This window comes from Microbacterium maritypicum, assembly GCF_008868125.1.
Classification (GTDB): Bacteria; Actinomycetota; Actinomycetes; order Actinomycetales; family Microbacteriaceae; genus Microbacterium; species Microbacterium maritypicum.
On record NZ_WAAQ01000001.1, the window covers coordinates 867118 to 886114 of the forward strand.

Consider the following 18997-nt stretch of genomic DNA (forward strand, 5'->3'; position numbering starts at 1 on the left):
TTGTATCTGTAGAGAACGGTGGATAACTACAAGGATGTAACTACTACCCCTTGTGGTCGCCCCCAATGTCGGTCCCCATATGTAGTATTGAAGTCCCGGCAGGGGTCTACCGGGAAACAGCCTGATGAGAAGCAGGCCAGAGATTTGAGGGGTTACGAAAAAGATGTCGATCACGGTCTACACAAAGCCTTCCTGCGTTCAGTGCAACGCCACCTACCGTGCCCTGGATGCCAAGGGCATCGAGTACGAGATCCTCGACCTGTCGGAAGACCCGACGGCGCTCGAGCAGGTCAAGGCGCTCGGCTACATGCAGGCACCCGTCGTCGTCACCGACGAGGGTCACTGGTCGGGCTTCCGTCCCGACAAGATCGACGAGCTCGCCTCCCGTCTGGCGTGACGCCCCATGAGCGCCGTCGCGACCGCAGCGCCGCTCCTGATCTACTTCTCGAGCGTCTCGGGTAACACCGCGCGGTTCATCGAGAAGCTCGGGCTCCCGTCCCGACGCATCCCCCTCCACCGGCACGAAGAAGACCTCGTCATCGACGAGCCCTTCGTGCTGGTCACCCCCACCTACGGCGGGGGAGCAGGGCGCGGCGTCGAGAAGGGCGCCGTTCCGAAACAGGTGATCCGGTTTCTCAACGACGAGCGCAACCGGCGCCACATCCGCGGCGTGATCTCCGCGGGCAACACCAACTTCGGCGAGGCGTTCTGCCTCGCCGGCGACATCATCAGCCGCAAGTGCAACGTGCCTCACTTGTATCGGCTCGAGATCTTCGGCACACAAGACGATGTGGATCGCGTGAGCGACGGATTGGAACGACGGTGGCAGCTTCAGTGACCGAGACAGCGGCATTCAAGGCGAACCCCTCCTATGAGGGTCTCGACTATCACGCCCTCAACGCGATGCTCAACCTGTACGACGCGGACGGCAAGATCCAGTTCGACGCCGACAAGCGCGCCGCACGGGAGTACTTCCTGCAGCACGTGAACCAGAACACGGTGTTCTTCCACTCGCTCAAGGAGCGCCTGGACTACCTCGTGGAGAAGGAGTACTACGAGGGTGCCGTCATCGAGAAGTACTCGATGGAGTTCATCCAGAAGCTCAACGACCTCGCCTACGGCAAGAAGTTCCGCTTCGAGACCTTCCTCGGCGCGTTCAAGTACTACACGAGCTACACGCTCAAGACGTTCGACGGCAAGCGCTACCTCGAGCGCTTCGAGGACCGTGTCGTCATGACCGCCCTCGGACTCGCAGACGGCGATGAGAAGCTCGCCGTCGCCCTCGTCGAGGAGATCATCTCCGGCCGCTTCCAGCCGGCCACCCCGACCTTCCTCAACGCCGGAAAGGCGCAGCGCGGCGAGCTCGTCAGCTGCTTCCTGCTGCGCATCGAAGACAACATGGAGTCGATCGCCCGCGGCATCAACTCCGCCCTGCAGCTCTCCAAGCGCGGCGGCGGCGTCGCCCTGCTGCTGTCGAACATCCGCGAATCGGGTGCGCCGATCAAGCAGATCGAGAACCAGTCCTCGGGCATCATCCCGGTGATGAAGCTCCTCGAAGACAGCTTCAGCTACGCCAACCAGCTCGGTGCGCGTCAGGGCGCCGGCGCGGTGTACCTCAACGCCCACCACCCCGACATCATGCGCTTCCTCGACACCAAGCGCGAGAACGCCGACGAGAAGATCCGCATCAAGACGCTGTCTCTGGGCGTCGTTGTGCCGGACATCACGTTCGAGCTCGCCAAGAACGACGAGGACATGTACCTGTTCTCGCCGTACGACGTCGAGAAGGTCTACGGCGTTCCGTTCGGCGACATCTCGGTCACCGAGAAGTACCGCGAGATGGTCGACGACCCGCGCATCAAGAAGACCAAGATCAACGCGCGCGAGTTCTTCCAGACCGTCGCCGAGATCCAGTTCGAGTCCGGCTACCCGTACGTCATGTTCGAAGACACGGTGAACAAGGCCAACCCGATCAAGGGTCGGATCAACATGTCCAACCTCTGCAGCGAGATCCTGCAGGTGAACACGCCGACCACGTACAACGCCGACCTGTCGTACGACAACATCGGCAAGGACATCTCCTGCAACCTCGGCTCGATGAACATCGCGCTGTCGATGGACGCCGACGACCTCGGACAGACCGTCGAGACGGCGATCCGCGCTCTCACCGCAGTGAGCGACCAGAGCCACATCGGCTCGGTGCGCTCGATCGAAGACGGCAACGACCGCTCTCACGCGATCGGCCTCGGCCAGATGAACCTGCACGGGTACCTCGCTCGCGAGCACGTGTACTACGGCTCCGAAGAGGGCATCGACTTCACGAACATCTACTTCTACACGGTGCTGTTCCACGCGCTGCGTGCGTCGAACAACCTCGCCATCGAGCGCGGCACCACGTTCGACGGGTTCGAGGACTCGACCTACGCATCGGGCGAGTTCTTCGACAAGTACATCGACCAGGCCTGGGTCCCCGCGACCGAGAAGGTCAAGGAGCTCTTCGCCGGCAAGCACATCCCGACACAGGACGACTGGGCTGAGCTGAAGGCGTCGATCCAGAAGCACGGCATCTACAACCAGAACCTGCAGGCCGTGCCGCCGACCGGTTCGATCTCGTACATCAACAACTCGACGTCGTCGATCCACCCGATCGCGTCGAAGATCGAGATCCGCAAGGAAGGCAAGCTCGGTCGCGTCTACTACCCGGCGGCGTTCATGACGAACGACAACCTGGAGTACTACCAGGACGCGTACGAGATCGGCTACGAGAAGGTCATCGACACGTACGCCGCGGCCACGCAGCACGTCGACCAGGGCCTGTCGCTGACGCTGTTCTTCAAGGACACCGCCACCACGCGTGACATCAACAAGGCGCAGATCTACGCATGGCGCAAGGGCATCAAGACGATCTACTACATCCGCCTGCGTCAGCTGGCGCTCGAGGGCACCGACATGGCCGAGTGCGTCTCGTGCATGCTCTGACCTGTTGTTGACCTGAGAACTCTGAATCCCGAGAAACGACGAAGAAAATGACTCCCGAAAGACTCAAGCTGGTCTCCAGCGTGCAGGCGATCAACTGGAACCGCATCCAGGACGACAAAGACCTCGAGGTCTGGAACCGTCTGGTGAACAACTTCTGGCTGCCCGAGAAGGTGCCGCTGTCGAACGACGTGCAGTCGTGGAACACGCTCACCCCCGACGAGCAGCTGCTCACCATGCGGGTGTTCACCGGTCTCACGCTGCTCGACACGATCCAGGGCACCGTGGGCGCGGTGTCGCTGATCCCCGACGCGATCACGCCTCACGAAGAGGCCGTCTACACGAACATCGCGTTCATGGAGTCGGTGCACGCGAAGAGCTACTCCTCGATCTTCTCGACGCTCGCGTCGACGAAGGAGATCGACGAGGCGTTCCGCTGGTCCACCGAGAACCCGAACCTTCAGAAGAAGGCTCAGATCATCATGGACTACTACCAGGGCGACGACCCGCTCAAGCGCAAGGTGGCCTCCACCCTGCTGGAGTCCTTCCTGTTCTATTCGGGCTTCTACCTGCCGATCTACTGGTCCTCGAAGGCGAAGCTGACGAACACGGCCGACCTGATCCGCCTCATCATCCGTGACGAGGCCGTGCACGGGTACTACATCGGCTACAAGTTCCAGAAGGGGCTCGAGAACGAGACCCAGGAGCGCCGCGATGAGCTCAAGGACTACACGTTCTCGCTCATGTACGAGCTCTACGACAACGAGGTGCAGTACACGCAGGACCTCTACGACGGCGTCGGTCTGACCGAAGACGTCAAGAAGTTCCTGCACTACAACGCCAACAAGGCCCTCATGAACCTGGGCTACGAGGCGATGTTCCCCTCCAGCGTCACGAACGTGAACCCGGCGATCCTGTCGGCGCTCTCGCCGAACGCCGACGAGAACCACGACTTCTTCTCGGGGTCGGGCTCGTCGTACGTGATCGGCAAGGCCGAGGCCACAGAAGACGACGACTGGGACTTCTGAGTCCGTCGCGTCGGCACCGGATTCGCTGACGTATCAAAGGCTCCGGCCGGCTGCTCACCACGAGCGGCCGGCCGGGGCCTGCATTTGTCTCCCGGAGCGCGTGGCCACCCCGCCCGGACCTAGAATCATCCCGATGACCGAGGAGACCGCCGCCGAAGCGCGCGTTCGCGTGAAGGTGACGCGGACGCTCGTGCGCACCCCACTGGTCGTGGGCACGGTGCTGCTGCTCGCGGCCATCGGTTTCACGCTCCTCGGCGACGACCTGAGCATCTTCCCGTTCCTGCTCATGCTGGTCGGGGGCTGGTGCTTCGGCTTCGCGTTCGTGAACGCGACCCTGGGCATGGTGCCGACTCGCAACGGCGCGATTCTGCATCTCGGCGTCGCCATCGTGCTCGGAGCCGTCCTGGCCTTCGTGGTCGAGTTCGGGGGAGACCTGATCGAGCCGTTCCCCGACGAGGTGCGCGGCATCGCCGTGGTGCTGCAACTCGCGGCCATCCCGGCGACCGGCTGGATCTGGCTCGCGCTCATCTCTCGGGTCACGGATCTCTTCGGGCGCAGAGACGCGAAGAAGAGGCCGTCGCCGGTGGCACCGGAGTGGGAACGGGAGGAGAGCGGCGACGGGTCGATCGTGCGCTTCCCCGCCGTCGAGCTGCGGCTGCGCACCCTCACGCAGGCGATCGTCGGGATCACTGTGGTCGGCGGGCTGCTCGGTGTCGCACTCGTGATCGCGCTCGACGACATCGTGATGCGGATGGGGCCTCGGATGATGATCCTCTTCCTGGGCATCACGGTCGCGCTTCCGGTGTATCTCGTGTTCACGGCGATCCTGCGTCGGCGAACAGTGCCCTGCACGGTCGCCTTCGGGAACGACGAGCTGCGTGTGGGAGTGGGGGACGAGCTGCACAGGATCCCGTTCCGGGAGCTCGAGTTCCTGCGCTGGCGGTGCCGCAGCGACTACGCGCGCATCGAGGTGCGCGGCGCCGGTGCCGATCTGTCGCTCTTCGCCGGGCTCGCCAAACCGCCCCGCGGCTTCTCCGCTGAGCTTCCCGCCCTGCCCCGCCGGGTCTATCGACGTCTGGAGCTCGCAGGATTCACGCTCGAGAAAGCGCGCAGGGGCGAGGTCATCACCTTCCGCGGGCGCTCGGAGCCTGCCTCGCGCGCCCCTGCGCACTGACCGGATGTCGGCGGCCGGCGCTCGACCTCGAGCCGTTGCCCCAGGTCACTCCGCCGGGTATTGCTGCGCCGCGAGCAGCCGCGCCAGGTGCGCGGCGTTCCTCGCGGCCGTCTCGATCGCGGAGGCGACCTTCTCGGGTGTCTCGTCGAGATCCTTGTAGTCGGTGGTGTGCATCGCCTCGCCGTTCCAGTAGACCGAGCTCTGGGCGGGAACCGTGAAGCCGACGTCGTTCAGCGACTGGAAGAGGATCGCGGCGATGTGATGGGCCCCGTCTTCGTTGCCGACGATGCCCGCGATGGCCACCTTGTCGAACAGCGTGGGTCGTCCGTCAGTATCCGTCTCGCCGAGTTCTGCATCGAGGCGTTCGAGCACACGTTGCGCGACGCTCGAATGCTGCCCCATCCAGGTGGGGGTGACGAAGATGAGGATGTCGGCGTCCAGCACCTGCTCACGGATGCGCGGCCACTCGTCGTCGCCGCCCATGTCCTTCTCGACTCCGGGGTTGAGGGAGAGATCCACGGCGCGGACCAGGTCTCCGGTGACGCCGTGCGCGGAGAGGGCTTCGAGCAGCTGCGTCGCGAGGAGATCGGAGCTGGAGGCTGCGGGTGACGGCTTCAACGTGCACGACACGGCGACAGCGGTGAGTGGTGTCTTCATGCTCAGAGCAGACCAGACGACGACGAACGTGCACAGGGGGTTTCCGAGTCCGGGCTATCCTGGTAGATGGCACCGACGACAGGAGATCCCGTGATCCTCAGCTTCCTCTTCTTCATGATCCTCTTCATCGGAGGGATCCTGCTGATGGGCATCTCGTTCGGGCTGCCCGCGTTCCAGGCGATCGCATTCTGCGGGGGGCTCCTTCTGGTCACGCTGGCCATGGCCTTCCTCCTCCGCCAGGGCGGCACCGCCACCCGTCGGTCGAACAACTGGTCGGGCAAGGCCGCCGAGTGACTCATCGCGGTCTGCGCGTCGCGCCGCGGCGCGTCTGACCGCTCACCGTCGTCTGGCGAGCCGCGCTTCGAGGTTCGCCCTGACTGCGGGCCACTCCGGCTCGATGATCGAGTACTCCACGCTGTCGCGCAGCGCGCCGTTGCGGTACCGGCTCATCGCCCGCATCACGCCGTCCTGCTTGGCCCCGAGGCGCTCGATCGCCGCGCGCGATTGGAAGTTCACCCACTGCGTCGTCAGGCCGACTCGGAACACTCCGAGCGTCTCGAACGCATGCCGCAGCAGCAGGAGCTTGGATTCGGCGTTGGTACCGGTGCCGTGCGCGGAGGGGCGGTTCCAGGTGAAGCCGATGTGCAGACGAGGCACGTCGGCGACGATGTCGTAGTACGACGTGAGTCCCAGGATGCGGCCGGACGCGTCGAAGGTCGTGAACGGGACCATCTCGCCCTTCTCGATGAGTCCGATCCGTCGCTCGACCTCTGCCGCCACCCCGTCCGGTGAGGGCACCGAGGTGTACCACGCCGTCTTCCACAGGTCGTCCTCCTGTACGGCCTCGATCAGTCCCTCGATGTGCGAGCGATCGAGAGGGCGCAGTTCGACGAGTCGGCCGGTGAGGGTGACGGGGGAGGGCGTGACGAGGAAGGCCATGTCGATATTCAACCAGCGACGAGCAGCGTCTGACGCAACAGGCGCTGGTAGGCCACGACCAGCTCGATCGTGACATCCATCTCGAAGGCGAGGCTCGCCAGATGCGGTCCCCGAACCTCCTCCGCCTCGGCGTAGGCGCGCGGGGTGATCAACCGGGATGCCGCCCATTCGTCTGCCTGGCGCTCCTGAAGCGCACGGATGGCGGGGGTGGGCGCGGGAAGATGGCCGAGGCAGGCGTGACCGAGTTCGTGGGCGAGGACGCTGCGAGTCGTGCGCGCGCTCATCCCGGGGCTGAGGCGGATCGTGCGCGTCACGGGGTCATAGCCCCCGCGCGTGCGGCCGACCCGTTCGACGACGCGCACCCCCTGCTCGTCGGCGAGGCGGAGAAGGTGCTGCATGGTCCCCCTCCTCGTGCCGGTCTCTCGCTCCGGGGCGGAAGCCCGGCCTATTCGTAGAGGTCGTCGGTGTCGGCATCGTGCCTGACGCCGGATTCGAAGGCGACCTCTCGGGTATCTTCGCGCGGGCCGGCGACATCGGGTGCGCGGCGGATCGGCGTGATGCGCGCGGTGGCATCGCCGTCTGCGCGCAGCCGCTCTTCTGCGCGGGAGAAGAGCACGTGGGGCTCGACGCCGAGGTCGGCGCAGACCGCGTAGACGACGGGGACCGGGATCGCGCGCTTGCCCGTCACGTAGTTGTCGAGAGCGCTCCGGGCGATCCCGATGCTGCGCGCCATCGCTGCGATGCTGCTCCGTGACGCGGCGATCTCCGCGCGCATCTGGCGACCGACAGCGTCGTTGAACTCCTCGGCAGGTGTCTTCACCTGGCTCACCATAGCAGCGTGGCGACTCCAGAATGCCGCTATTCTGGCTCATTCGAGCCCCATGCGCGTCTATTCGTGGCGCTAGTGTAGGCAGATGGGGCAGAATTACGTCATTTGCTGGCATCTGAGGTCGACGGGGCGCGGTTCCACGCGGGGGTGTCCTTCTCCGAGCTGTCCGAGCGCTCGGGTATCGGGCCCGACGCCCTGGGAAATCTGCTCGACGGCATCGACGACTTCACGGTCGTCGACCTCGCGCGCATCGCCGAGGTCCTCGGCGTTCCTGTCACCGCTCTGCTCCCCGGTGCGGCGCCCGACGACTCCTGACGACGTCGGCGCCGGAGGGTAGCGTTGTGCGCATGAAGACAGTGTCGTTCGGATCAGCCACCGCCCCCGCCGTCATCGCCGGAATGATGCGCATCGACGACAAGGACGACGCTCACATCCGCACGCTGTACGAAACCGCCCGCACCGCCGGTATCGACTTCTTCGACCACGCCGACATCTACGGCGGGAGCATGCATCACTGCGAGGCGCGGTTCGCCGATGCGCTGCAGCTCACCTCTTCCGAGCGCGACGAGATCGTCCTCCAGACGAAGTGCGGCATCGTGCCGTCGCAGGGGATGTTCGACTTCTCGTACGCGCACATCGTGGCGCAGGTCGAGGGATCGCTCGCAGCCCTGCGGACCGACCGCCTCGACGTGCTCCTGCTCCACCGCCCCGACGCCCTCGTCGAGCCCGAGGAGGTCGCTCGCGCCTTCGACGATCTGGAGAGCGCGGGAAAGGTGAAGGCGTTCGGCGTCTCCAACCACACGCCGCGCCAGATCGACCTCCTCCGCACGGCGGTCCGGCAGCCGTTGGTCGCGAATCAGCTGCAGCTGTCGATCACGCACGCGCCGATCATCGCGCAGCCGGTCGCGGCCAACATGGCCGGGCACGCGCAGAGCGTCGTGCGCGACGGCGGCGGCATCGTGGAGTACTGCCGGATCAACGGCATCACGATCCAGGCCTGGTCGCCGTTCCAGGACGGCTTCTCCCACGGCGTCTTCCTCGGCAATCCCGAGTACGCAGAGCTGAACGCCGTGATCGATCGCCTCGCGGCGGCGCACGACGTGACACCCATCGCCATCGCGACCGCCTGGATCACCCGCCACCCCGCGGGCATGCAGGTCGTCCTCGGCACCACGACGCCGCAGCGGGTGCAGGACGCGGCGGCCGGCGCCGACATCGAGCTCACCCGCCCCGAGTGGTACGAGCTGTTCCGCGCCGGCGGTCACCTGCTTCCGTAGCCCGAGCGGTATGCCGCGGCGTCGTCTACCCTGAATCCATGGCGTTCCTGTTCTCGCTCCTCGTCATCGCCCTGATGATCGGCGCGCTGATCGACATCATCACGCGGGACAGCTCGCTGGTGAAGTTCCTGCCCAAGCTGGCATGGATCATCATCGTCATCCTGCTGCCGTTGATCGGCGGGCTGCTGTGGTTCGGGCTCGGTCGCGAGTACGGCGAGTCCGGCATCCAGATGCCGCGGATGCGCAGAGCGGAACGCCCTGCGGCGCCGACCGACGTGCGTCCGGCACCGCCGAGGGACACCAGGACGACCGAGCAGCAGATCGCCGACCTCGACCGAGAGATCGAGGAGTGGCGGCTGCGCCAGGAGATCGAGAAGAACCGCGGGACCGACGGCGAGGGGTCGACCGGACCTGCGGGCACCGCCTAGGCGACGGACTCGGCCTCAGCGACCTGCGAGCGGTCGAACGACTCGCGGATCGCGTCTTCGAGCGTCGGGTACCGGAACTCGAACCCGGCCGCGGCGAGCTTCTCCGGCAGCACCCACCGGCTCTTCAGGATCAGCTCGGTCTCGGTGCGCATGCCGATCGCTCCGAGCTCCAGCATCCATCGCGGCATCGGCACACCGACACGCACGCCCAGGACGCGGCGCACCGTCGCCATGAACTCGGCGTTGTCGACGGGGTGCGGCGACGCGGCGTTGACCGGACCGTCCAGCGACGGAGTCTGCTCGAGGAACTCGATGATGCGGGCGACGTCTTCGATGTGCACCCAGCTGAAGCGCTGGCGGCCCCGACGCGCACCGGGGAGATGACCGGTTCCTGCCGCCCGTCGTGCCGCGCTGATCGGCCAGCGTCCGTCGTACTGCGACCCGCCGAGCCCGAACCGCGCGAGCTTCTCCACGGGACCGAGCACGCCCCCGTGGCCGAGGACGATCGTGCTGCGCAGGGCGACGCGGCGGGTGGAGGGCAGCTCGTCGGCGAACAGTGCCTTCTCCCATGCCTTCGCGACCTCGACCGAGAACCCGGTGCCGATCTCTCCGGTCGACTCGGTCATCGGGCGGTCTTCGGCGTGACGGTAGATGGTCGCCGTCGAGGAGTTCACCCAGAGCGCCGGAGGGGCCGACGCGCGCCGGATCGCGGTGCTCAGCGACGCCGTGGTGTCGAGGCGGGAGCGGAAGATCTCGGCGCGGTTCTCCGGCGTGTAACGGCAGTTGACGCTCTTGCCGGCGAGGCCGATCACGAGGGCCGCACCGTCGACGGCGCGGTCGATCTCGACCTGATCGCCCCAGCGGATGTCGGCACCCGAACGGGAGATCGTGACGACCTCGCGACCCTCGGCGCGGAATCTCGGCAGGAGGAAGCGGCCCATGAATCCGGTGGATCCGCCGATGACGACCCGTCCTGCGCTCATGTGGTCTGCTCCTTCTCGGAATGGTGGATGCGATAGGTGAAGTCGCCCCGGTACTCGTACACGCGGCCGAGGAACGGCGCGTCGACGGTCAGGGCCATGCGCTGCCGATCGAGGGCATCGTCGAAGCGCTCGGTGAGGCGGATGAGGGGAGCGATGGGCGCGGGGATGCGCATCCGGAGGCGTCCGAGGCGCAGGCCGACCGCGCGGCTGACGAGGTGCAGCGCGCCCTGGTGCACCTCGACGTCGAAGCACGCGGCGACCAGGCCCGGCTCGCCCAGCTCGTCGACGACGCGGCCGTGTCGTGTGAGCGCCGCCGCATCGCGCATGGTCCACGGTCCGCGGTCGAAGTGGAAGGTGCGTTCGCCGATGGCCCTGGAGGCGATCGTGCGGTTCTCCACGCGGAACGGCACGTCACTCTCCCAGACCGCGGCGACCACGCCCCGGCGCTCGAGGAGACGGAGGAACGGCCACAACCATCGTCGCGGGGTGCCGACGCGCTGGAACACGCCCTCGCCGATGCCCACTGCGCCATCGGGGATCGCCTCGAAGTACGCGCGCAGCCGGGGGTGCAGGTCATCGATGCGCTCGCCCAGCGCCCTGGCGTACGGGGACTGCGGCGGGGGCGTCACTCTTCGAGCCTAGCCCTGTCGTCGGCGCCTCTCCTCCGCGCCGGCGGAGCCCTCAGGAGGCGGGTCGCAGCAGCCGGTCGAGGAGGGCGAGCGCCTCGTGCTGAGGGGCGGTCTCGTCAAGCAGCCATTGCGTCTGGAGGCCGTCGGAGGCCGCCACGACGAGGGCGGCGACCGCGTCGGGATCGATGTCGTCGCGGATCCTGCCCTCGTCCTGCTGATGCCGGACGATGTCGGCGAGTCGGGCGCGGAGGCGGGTGAACCGACCGGTCGCGAACGTGCGCGCCGCCGGGTGCCCTTCCTCGAGCGCCGTGGCGACGAGGGTCGAGTACAGCTGCACAAGTCCGGGGATCGCGCGGTTGATGCGCGCGGACTCGATCATCATCTCCACCGGCGTCGCATCCACCGCGGGCGCGCTGGGCTGTCGGGCCGGCACCGTGCTCTCCTCGTAGACGGCCACGAGAAGCTCTTCCAAGGAGCCGAAGTAGTGGGTGAGAGCCGCGTGGGTGACGCCCACCTCGCGGGCGATCGCCCGCAGGCTCGTGCGATCGGCGCCGCGCTCGGCGAACACCTCGATGGCGCGATCGAGGATCTCCTGTCGTCGAGCGATCCCCTTGGCGTAGGTGCCGCGCTGTCGTGACGGCTCGGCGGGCTCGGACGTGTCGACGGGCATGAGGGGAGTCTAGCGAACCAAAACTTCCGCATGGAGGTATTTGGTGGTAGCGTGCCTGCACGGGACAGCGGTCCCGCCACGTCACCGATGACCGAAGGAGCACGACCGATGACGATTCGGACTTCCCTGCAGCTGTTCACGATCAAGGACGAGCTGGAGGCCGACCTCGAATCCTCCCTCGCGGCGGTGGCCGCCCGTGGCTTCACTGCGGTCGAGCCCTACGACTTCGTCCGCCGCGCCGAGCCCCTCGCCGCGGCGCTGACCGCCGCCGGTCTGGTCGCCCCTTCCGGCCACGCCTTCCTGGCGTCTTCGTCGTTCGTGAACCCAGACGGCAGCGGCACCACGGTGCCCGTGCCGACCCCGGCCGAGGTCTTCGCCGCGGCGAAGGTGCTGGGCATGGACACCGTCATCGACCCCTACACGGAGCCCGCGCGCTGGGAGTCGGTCGAGCAGATCGAGGAGACCGCGCGGCTGCTGAACGAGGCCGCCGAGGTCGGGGCCGGCGTCGGCGTGCGCGTCGGATATCACAACCACGCGCACGAGCTGGAGGCCGTGTTCGACGGCGTCACCGGACTCGAGATCCTCGCCGGTCTCCTCGACGAGCGCGTCGTGCTCGAGGTCGACCTGTACTGGGTGGCTCGTGGCGGCGTCGACCCCGTCGCGCTGCTCGGACGTCTGGGCAGCCGCGTGATCGCCGTGCACGCGAAGGACGGCACTCTCGACCCCGCACTCGCCGGTGCCTACCCGCCCGCAGACCAGGTGACGGCAGGAGACGGCTCGGTGCCGCTCGTCGAGGCCATCGCTGCGGCCCCCGCGCTCGAACTCGCGATCGTGGAGTTCGACCACTACGAGGGCGACCTGTTCGACGCCATCGAGCGCAGCCGGGTCTACCTCGACGAGAAGGTCGCCGGCTGATGGCGATCGGTGCAGGACCCGTCGGCGTCGGCATCATCGGCGCCGGGAACATCAGCGACCAGTACCTGTCGAACCTCACCACGTTCCCCGACGTGCGCGTCCTCGCGATCGGCGACCTCCTCGAGGAGCGTGCCAAGGCGCAGGCCGAGAAGTACGGCGTCCCGCGCTCCGGCGGCGTGGACACGGTTCTCGGCGACCCGGAGATCGACATCGTCGTGAACCTCACCATCCCGGCCGTGCACGTCGAGGTCTCCGAGGCGATCATCGCGGCGGGCAAGCACGTGTGGACCGAGAAGCCGATCGGCGTCGACCGCGAGGAGTCCCGTCGACTGCTCGAGAAGGCGGATGCCGCCGGTCTCCGTGTCGGCGTCGCCCCCGACACCGTGCTCGGACCCGGCGTGCAGACGGCGAAGCGTGCCATCGCGCGCGGCGACATCGGTCGTCCGCTGTTCGCGCAGACCACGTTCCAGTGGTCGGGGCCGGAGATCTTCCACCCGAATCCCGCGTTCCTGTACGCCAAGGGAGCGGGCCCCCTGCTCGACATGGGTCCCTACTACGTGTCGGCCCTCGTGCACGTCTTCGGTCCGGTCGCCTCGGTGGCCGCACTCGGGCTGCAGGGCACGCCCACCCGTCGCGTGCAGGTCGGCGAGCTGGCCGGTCAGGAGTTCCCGGTCGAGATCCCCTCGACGCTGAGCGTGCTGATGGACTTCGAGCAGGGCGGCCAGGCGCAGAGCGTCTACAGCACCGATTCGCCCGTCATCCGGCAGGGGATCGTCGAGATCACCGGCACCGAGGGCACCATCGTGATCCCGGACCCGAACACATTCGGCGGCGCGATCTCGATCACCCGACCGCTCACGCGCCTGTTCATCCCGCCGGAGCCGATCGAGCAGGAGGTCATCGACGTCGAGCAGGAGGGCGTGCTCTCCGGTCGCGGCGTGGGACTGCTCGACATGGCGCGCGCGATCGCCGCCGACCGTCCGCACGTGGCCACGGGAGAGTTCGGCTACCACGTGCTCGACACGCTGCTCTCGATCGAGGAGGCCGCGGAATCGCGCCGCTTCGTCGAGGTCGAGAGCACGCTCGATCAGGTCGGCTCCATCGCCGGTGACTTCGACCCGTTCGAGGCCACCCTCTGACAGGGCCTCGTGGCGGCGGAGACGCGGATCAACGCGCCTTCGCCGCCACGGCGTTGATCAGGCGGCGGGCTCGCGCAAGCGGACCAGCCGCTCGTGCCCGGTCTCCTCGAGCTCGGCGATGTCGTCGCGCGACTTCAGGAAGTCGGAGAACGAGCGGTAGCCGAGGGCCTTCTCGCTGAACGAGGGGTCCATGCGGCGCATGTGCGTCTTGACGGCGGAGCTGTGCAGCCACTCGTCGGCGTCGGCCTTGTCGTGACCGAGGCGCAGCGCGCGCTCCAGCAACTGCGTCGCCACCTCCTGGTCATCGACCTTGTCCTCGACCCGGGGCTCTTCCACCTTGGGCGCGGGCTTGGAGCGCGTGCGCTTGGAAGCGGTCTTCGGCTTCGAAGCGGTCCCCGCAGCGGTTTCGGCGACGGCGTCGGCGACCGGGGCAGGCGGCTCCACCACGGCCTGGGTCTTCGCGGCGGCGACCGGTGCGGCCTTCACCGGGCGGACGACGCCGGGCAGCGAGTCGTACGACTCGAACTCGTCGCACGCTGCGGCCAGAGACTTCGCGGTGGAACCCGACACCCCGACGCCGATCACGTAGCGACCGAGCCGCTTGCAGCGCTGGGCCAGCGGCACGTAGTCGCTGTCGCCGGCCACGATCACGACATGCGTGAGATCGGGGAGTCGGAACATGTCCTCGACCGCGTCGACGGCGAGGCGGATGTCGGCACCGTTCTTCGCGTAGGCGGCCGCCGGGAACAGCTGCACGAGGTCGACCGCACGGGCCACGAGCTGTGAGCGGTACTCGGCGTTCACCGGGGAGGACCAGTCGGCGTAGGCCCGGGTGAGCACCAGTGTGCCGAAGGAGGCGGCGTAGTCGATGATGGCGCCGACCTCGATCATCGCGCGGCTCAGCCGGTCGGTGACCTCCGGATCGTTCGGGTTCTCGCTGATCCGCTGGCGGTCCTTGCCGTAGGCGTTGCGTCCGTGGACGCGGTCGTACCAGGAGATGACGATGTTGTCGAAGTCGAGATAGACGGCGACGCGGGCATCGGTGGCCTCAGCCATGATCAGACCTCCTCACGGGGATAGCGGACGCCGATCTGCGCTCTGATCTCATCGAGGGTGCCCATGATCGCGACGCTCTCGGCGATCGGCAGGATGTCGCCCTCGAGGATGCCGTCGCGCACCAGCCGTTCGGCGGCGAGCGCCTGAAACTGCATGCCACGACCGTCGACCTCTGAGGTGTAGCTCTCCTGCACCGTGCCGTCCGGCAGGACCAGACGGAAGGTGGTGGGGCTGTACCAGACGGTGTCGATGTCGATGCGGCCGGCCGTGCCGATGATGCTCGCCACGTTGGGTCCTGCGGCGCGCGACGACGAGAGGCTGGTCGAGACTGCTCCTCCCTCGTGCGTCATCACGGTCGCGACCTCGGAGTCCGCTCCGGTCTCCACGAGTCGACCGACGGCGTGGATGGTGGTCGGTGCGCCGAGGATGTCCCAGATGAAAGAGATCGGGTAGATGCCGAGGTCGAGCAGGGCACCGCCGCCGAGTTCGAGGGCGTTGAGCCGGTGCGCGGGGTCGGAGGGGAGCAGCTGCGTGTGGTCGGCGCTCACCGCGCGGATCTCGCCGAGGGCGCCGTCGGCGATGAGCTCGCGGATGCGGACCATGTGCGGCAGGTACCGCGTCCACATCGCCTCCATGACCAGCAGGCCGCGCTCGGCCGCGAGCGCCTGCAGGTCTTCCGCCTCTGCCCGATTCAGCGTGAACGCCTTCTCGGCGAGCACGTGCTTGCCGTTCTCGAGCGCGAGCCGGGCGTTCTCATGGTGCATCGGGTGCGGCGTCGACACGTAGACGATGTCGATGTCGGGGTCGGCCACCAGGGCCTCGTACGAGGCGTGCGCGTGGGGGATGTCGAAGCGGGCGGCGAACGCGTCTGCCGACTCCTGTGAGCGGGATCCGACGGCCACGAGGTCGAGCCCCGCAGTTCGCAGATCGGACGCGAATGCGCCGGCGATACCGCCGGTCGCGAGGATTCCCCACCGAAGACCTGTCATGGTCTCAGCGTAGGGGGTGCTCCGGCCGTGACGGACTGTTACATCCCGTGACGCCCGGCATCGGCCCCGTGGCAGCGGCAGCCGAGGGCTCCTACCGTGACGGCATGACCGAACCCCTCATCATCGGCGCCATGGTGCGCACCCTGGGCGCGTACCCCTCGGGCTGGCGTCAGCCCGGTGCGCACCGCGACCCCGCGACCGACGCCGACATCCTGCGCCGCATCGCCCGCGAGGGGGAGGACGCTGGTCTCGACTACCTCTTCTTCGGCGACTGGCTCGCGACGGGGCCGGATCTGGAATTCCGCGACCCGTACCTGCTCGCCCGCATCGACCCCGTGAGTGCCGTGCTCTTCCTCGCCGGTGTGACGTCGCGGATCGGTCTGATCGCCACGGTGAACACGACCTACGCCGACCCGTACACGACCGCGCGCTCGCTGGCCTCGCTCGACGTGCTCACCCGCGGTCGGGCCGGCATAAACCTCGTCACGGGGGCCGAACCGCGAGCCGCGGGCAACCACGGTCGCGACGCGCACGCCGACAACGAGACCCGCTACGACCGGGCGGAGGAGTTCGTGGAGGCGCTGCGGCGGCTGTGGGGTTCGTGGGGAGAGGATGCGTGGATCGCGGATGCCGAACGCGGCGTGCTGATCGACCCGGAAGAGCTCCATGCCGCCGACCTGCGAGGCGCGCACGTGCAGGTCGCCGGTCCGCTCAACGTCGCCCGCCCACCGCAGGGGCAGATCCCGATCGTGCACGCCGGCACGTCGCCGCGGTCGAAAGCGCTCGCGGCCACCGAGGCCGATCTCGCGCTGATCGCCGCGCCCACCCTGGGCGATGCGATCGCCACCCGCCGGCTGCTGCGGGACATCGCTGCCGAAGCCGGGAGATCTCCCGATGCGCTGAACGTGATCGCCCCGGTGCTCCCCGTGGTCGCGGACACGGATGCCGATGCGCGACGCATCGTGGAGCGTCTACTCGCGCTGGTGCCCCTCGCCGACGAGCACCAGCGCGCACGGAGGGCTTTCCCGCACGACCGCACCGTCGCCGCGCTCGCCGACGCGTTCGATGTCCCGGCGGACGACCCGCTGCGCTCCGCCGCCTTCGACGCACCGGTGACCGCCGCCGAGGCCGTGCGACTGGGGGAACACGGCGCCCGGCTGATCGAGCGGCTCGGCCTCATCGCGGGACTGCGCGTGGCCGGAGCGGGCGTCTCCGGATCGGGAGCCGCCGGCGACGACCCCCTCACGTGGCGGCACCTCGTCGCCGCGCACGCGGTGCCCGCGGCCTTCGTCGTCGGAGATGCCGGGACGATCGCGGATCACTTCGAGACCTGGCGCGACGAGGGCGCCGCGGACGGATTCAACGTGCTGTCGGCCTTCCAGCCCGCGCAGTTCGAGGCGTTCGCACGCCAGGCCGCCCCCGAACTGCGCCGTCGTGGACTGCTGCGGAGTGCAAACGAGAGCGCGGGAGCGACGCTCCGCGATCGCCTGCGCATTTCCTCGTATGTCGACGCGTGACCACGCGTTTCCCCACGCGACATCCGGAGTCCGCCGGCTCGCGCCGCAAGAGCCGCGATTCCTACGGTGAGACCCACCTCACCTCACCACCGCGCCGCACCACAGCACCGCACCCGCAGCACCGCACCCGAAGCCTGGAGGGCCCACCCATGAACCGTCGTCTCATCCGCGTCGCCGCCATCGCGCTGCCGCTCGTCCTCGCCGGCGGCCTCGCCGCCTGCGCATCGACACCCGCACCGGCGAACGCGCCCGCCGAGGGCGGTGACCCCGTCGAGGGAGGAACCCTCACCTACCTCGAGCACCAGGCGTACACGAACCTGTACCCGCCGCAGGCCGGCTTCTACCCGAACGGCGGCATCGTGAACAACATCGCGGCCCGTCTCACCTGGCAGAACCCGGACACGCTCGAGATCGAGCCGTGGATCGCCTCCGACTGGACGGTGAACGATGACGCCACCGAGTACACGTTCGACCTCAACCCCGACGTCACGTTCTCCGACGGCACGGTGCTCGATGCCGCGGCCGTGAAGAAGAACTTCGACACCTACGGCCTGGGCGACGCGGAGCGGGGCCTCACGGTCTCGGAGGCGATCAACAACTACGCCAGCAGTGAGGTCGTCGACGAGGACACCGTGACGTTCCGCTTCTCGGCGCCGTCGCCCGGGTTCCTGCAGGCGACCTCCACCATCAACTCGGGTCTGCTGTCGCCGGAGACCCTCGACGGCACGATCGAGGACTTCGGCGCGGGCAACGCCGCCGAGATCATCGGATCCGGACCCTTCACGGTCACGGGCGAGAAGCTCGGCACCGAGTACACGCTCACCGCCCGCGACGACTACGACTGGGGTCCCGACAGCGTCGACAACGACGGCCGCCCCTACCTCGACGCCGTGCACGTGCTGATCACCCCCGAGGACTCGGTGCGCATCGGCTCGCTGCTGGCAGGCCAGGCCGACTACGTCCGCTACGTGCAGGCGTTCGACGAGGACCGCGTCGAGAGCGCCGGCTTCACGCTCTACGCCCCGCAGACCCGCGGCGTGAACAACTCCATCGCGCTGCGGCCCGAGAATCCGCTGCTCACCGACATCCGCGTCCGACAGGCCCTCATCGCCGCGGTGAACGCCCAGGAGGTCGTCGACACCCTCTTCACGGAGAACTACCCGGTGGCGACCTCGGTGCTGTCGTCCCAGGCGCTCGGCTACAAGGACGAGTCGGAGCACTACGCCTACGACCCGGAGAAGGCGGAGAAGCTGCTCGACGAGGCAGGATGGACGCCCGGCGCCGACGGCATCCGCGAGAAGGACGGGGAGCGCCTCTCGATCACGGTGTACGAGGCGAAGCCCCAGCCGCTGTCGAAGCAGACCCTCGAACTCGTCGCGCAGCAGCTCGCGAAGGTGGGCGTCGAGCTCTCGATCAAGCCCGGTGACGCCGGCAGCTACGCCGAGGACACCCGCGACCCGCTGAAGACCGGCTTCTACCACTCCATGGTCGGCCGGGCGGATCTCGACGTGATCAAGAGCCAGTACTTCACGAAGAACCGTGACGTGCTGATCTCGAAGGACGCGAAGCTCGACGAGCTGCTGCTCGCCGTGGCTTCGGAGCCCGACGCCGACGCGCGCGTCGCCGCGTCCCAGGCCGTGCAGGACTACATCGCCGAGCAGGCCTATGTGATCCCGCTGTTCGAGGAGCCGCAGGTGTACGGCACCGCGACCTCCGTGCACGGCGTCGCCTTCGAGTCGGTGGGACGCCCCACGTTCTCCGGCGTCTGGCTCGCCGAGCACTGATCGGCAT

The 18997-nt window shown here is 67.8% G+C and carries 22 protein-coding genes; 13 read left to right on the forward strand and 9 right to left on the reverse strand.

Annotated features, from left to right (window positions below):
• The first annotated feature begins 163 nt into the window (after positions 1–163).
• The 5 genes from nrdH (at position 164) to F6W70_RS04340 (ending at position 5178) form a co-directional block, all read left to right on the forward strand.
• Positions 164–397: a glutaredoxin-like protein NrdH gene (nrdH, locus tag F6W70_RS04320; RefSeq protein WP_017828869.1), complete on the forward strand. Its 234-nt coding sequence runs from the start codon at positions 164–166 to the stop codon at positions 395–397.
• A gap of 6 nt (positions 398–403) precedes the next feature.
• Entirely contained in the window at positions 404–838 is a 435-nt protein-coding gene (gene nrdI / locus F6W70_RS04325; RefSeq protein WP_055865024.1) for a class Ib ribonucleoside-diphosphate reductase assembly flavoprotein NrdI, read from the forward strand.
• On the forward strand, positions 835–2979 hold the full coding sequence (nrdE, locus tag F6W70_RS04330) for a class 1b ribonucleoside-diphosphate reductase subunit alpha (protein WP_055865022.1): 2145 nt from the start codon (positions 835–837) through the stop codon (positions 2977–2979). Before nrdI ends, nrdE begins: the two co-directional genes overlap by 4 nt.
• Before the next feature lie 47 nt (positions 2980–3026).
• Positions 3027–4004 (forward strand): class 1b ribonucleoside-diphosphate reductase subunit beta, encoded by a 978-nt coding sequence (gene nrdF / locus F6W70_RS04335; protein WP_017828866.1) that lies wholly within the window; start codon positions 3027–3029, stop codon positions 4002–4004.
• Between the two features lie 133 nt (positions 4005–4137).
• On the forward strand, positions 4138–5178 hold the full coding sequence (locus F6W70_RS04340) for a hypothetical protein (RefSeq protein ID WP_151486001.1): 1041 nt from the start codon (positions 4138–4140) through the stop codon (positions 5176–5178).
• A 45-nt stretch (positions 5179–5223) separates the two neighbouring features.
• On the opposite strand, the gene F6W70_RS04345 is transcribed toward F6W70_RS04340, so the two are convergent.
• Complete coding sequence (locus F6W70_RS04345; protein WP_151486002.1) at positions 5224–5835, reverse strand: flavodoxin family protein; 612 nt, start codon at positions 5833–5835, stop codon at positions 5224–5226.
• 66 nt (positions 5836–5901) lie between these two features.
• Here F6W70_RS04345 and F6W70_RS04350 point away from each other — a divergent pair, with 66 nt between their 5' ends.
• Positions 5902–6129 carry a hypothetical protein gene (locus tag F6W70_RS04350; protein WP_229778819.1) on the forward strand — a complete coding sequence of 76 codons (228 nt, stop codon included), beginning with the start codon at positions 5902–5904 and terminating at the stop codon, positions 6127–6129.
• 42 nt (positions 6130–6171) lie between these two features.
• Here the strand turns inward: F6W70_RS04350 and F6W70_RS04355 are convergent, their stop codons facing one another.
• Genes F6W70_RS04355 through F6W70_RS04365 form a run of 3 tightly spaced genes read right to left on the reverse strand, consistent with a single transcriptional unit; the run spans position 6172 to position 7594 of the window.
• On the reverse strand, positions 6172–6774 hold the full coding sequence (locus tag F6W70_RS04355; RefSeq protein WP_151486003.1) for a GNAT family N-acetyltransferase: 603 nt from the start codon (positions 6772–6774) through the stop codon (positions 6172–6174).
• Positions 6775–6782: 8 nt separating this feature from the next.
• Positions 6783–7172, reverse strand: a complete 390-nt coding sequence (locus F6W70_RS04360; RefSeq protein ID WP_055864974.1) for an ImmA/IrrE family metallo-endopeptidase — start codon at positions 7170–7172, stop codon at positions 6783–6785.
• 47 nt (positions 7173–7219) lie between these two features.
• A complete protein-coding gene (locus F6W70_RS04365; protein WP_318278791.1) occupies positions 7220–7594 on the reverse strand; it encodes a helix-turn-helix domain-containing protein in 375 nt (124 codons plus the stop codon).
• 114 nt (positions 7595–7708) lie between these two features.
• Here F6W70_RS04365 and F6W70_RS04370 point away from each other — a divergent pair, with 114 nt between their 5' ends.
• From F6W70_RS04370 to F6W70_RS04380, 3 genes are read left to right on the forward strand one after another with little or no spacing between them, the layout of a single operon-like run.
• Positions 7709–7918 carry a helix-turn-helix domain-containing protein gene (locus tag F6W70_RS04370; protein WP_055864969.1) on the forward strand — a complete coding sequence of 70 codons (210 nt, stop codon included), beginning with the start codon at positions 7709–7711 and terminating at the stop codon, positions 7916–7918.
• 32 nt (positions 7919–7950) lie between these two features.
• Positions 7951–8880, forward strand: a complete 930-nt coding sequence (locus tag F6W70_RS04375) for an aldo/keto reductase (RefSeq protein WP_055873745.1) — start codon at positions 7951–7953, stop codon at positions 8878–8880.
• Between the two features lie 38 nt (positions 8881–8918).
• Positions 8919–9308 (forward strand): PLDc N-terminal domain-containing protein, encoded by a 390-nt coding sequence (locus tag F6W70_RS04380; RefSeq protein ID WP_055864964.1) that lies wholly within the window; start codon positions 8919–8921, stop codon positions 9306–9308.
• On the opposite strand, the gene F6W70_RS04385 is transcribed toward F6W70_RS04380, so the two are convergent.
• From F6W70_RS04385 to F6W70_RS04395, 3 genes are read right to left on the reverse strand one after another with little or no spacing between them, the layout of a single operon-like run.
• Positions 9305–10291 carry an epimerase gene (locus F6W70_RS04385; RefSeq protein ID WP_055864962.1) on the reverse strand — a complete coding sequence of 329 codons (987 nt, stop codon included), beginning with the start codon at positions 10289–10291 and terminating at the stop codon, positions 9305–9307. The two genes, F6W70_RS04380 and F6W70_RS04385, sit on opposite strands and share 4 nt — an antisense overlap.
• Positions 10288–10920 carry a DUF4166 domain-containing protein gene (locus F6W70_RS04390; protein ID WP_055873736.1) on the reverse strand — a complete coding sequence of 211 codons (633 nt, stop codon included), beginning with the start codon at positions 10918–10920 and terminating at the stop codon, positions 10288–10290. Before F6W70_RS04390 ends, F6W70_RS04385 begins: the two co-directional genes overlap by 4 nt.
• A gap of 52 nt (positions 10921–10972) precedes the next feature.
• Positions 10973–11590: a TetR/AcrR family transcriptional regulator gene (locus F6W70_RS04395; protein ID WP_151486005.1), complete on the reverse strand. Its 618-nt coding sequence runs from the start codon at positions 11588–11590 to the stop codon at positions 10973–10975.
• 108 nt (positions 11591–11698) lie between these two features.
• Between F6W70_RS04395 and F6W70_RS04400 the strand changes: the two genes are divergently transcribed.
• Positions 11699–12505 (forward strand): sugar phosphate isomerase/epimerase family protein, encoded by an 807-nt coding sequence (locus F6W70_RS04400; protein ID WP_151486006.1) that lies wholly within the window; start codon positions 11699–11701, stop codon positions 12503–12505.
• On the forward strand, positions 12505–13644 hold the full coding sequence (locus F6W70_RS04405; RefSeq protein WP_151486007.1) for a Gfo/Idh/MocA family protein: 1140 nt from the start codon (positions 12505–12507) through the stop codon (positions 13642–13644). The genes F6W70_RS04400 and F6W70_RS04405 overlap by 1 nt, the downstream gene beginning before the upstream one ends.
• A gap of 57 nt (positions 13645–13701) precedes the next feature.
• Here the strand turns inward: F6W70_RS04405 and F6W70_RS04410 are convergent, their stop codons facing one another.
• The gene (locus F6W70_RS04410; RefSeq protein WP_055873726.1) at positions 13702–14700 is read right to left on the reverse strand and encodes an NYN domain-containing protein; all 999 of its coding nucleotides are present in this window, start codon (positions 14698–14700) and stop codon (positions 13702–13704) included.
• 2 nt (positions 14701–14702) lie between these two features.
• Positions 14703–15689 (reverse strand): Gfo/Idh/MocA family protein, encoded by a 987-nt coding sequence (locus F6W70_RS04415; RefSeq protein ID WP_151486008.1) that lies wholly within the window; start codon positions 15687–15689, stop codon positions 14703–14705.
• A gap of 104 nt (positions 15690–15793) precedes the next feature.
• Between F6W70_RS04415 and F6W70_RS04420 the strand changes: the two genes are divergently transcribed.
• Both F6W70_RS04420 and F6W70_RS04425 read left to right on the forward strand, forming a co-directional pair.
• Positions 15794–17206 carry an NtaA/DmoA family FMN-dependent monooxygenase gene (locus F6W70_RS04420; RefSeq protein WP_151486009.1) on the forward strand — a complete coding sequence of 471 codons (1413 nt, stop codon included), beginning with the start codon at positions 15794–15796 and terminating at the stop codon, positions 17204–17206.
• Between the two features lie 149 nt (positions 17207–17355).
• Positions 17356–18990 (forward strand): TIGR04028 family ABC transporter substrate-binding protein, encoded by a 1635-nt coding sequence (locus F6W70_RS04425; RefSeq protein ID WP_127482717.1) that lies wholly within the window; start codon positions 17356–17358, stop codon positions 18988–18990.
• The last annotated feature ends 7 nt before the right edge of the window (positions 18991–18997 follow it).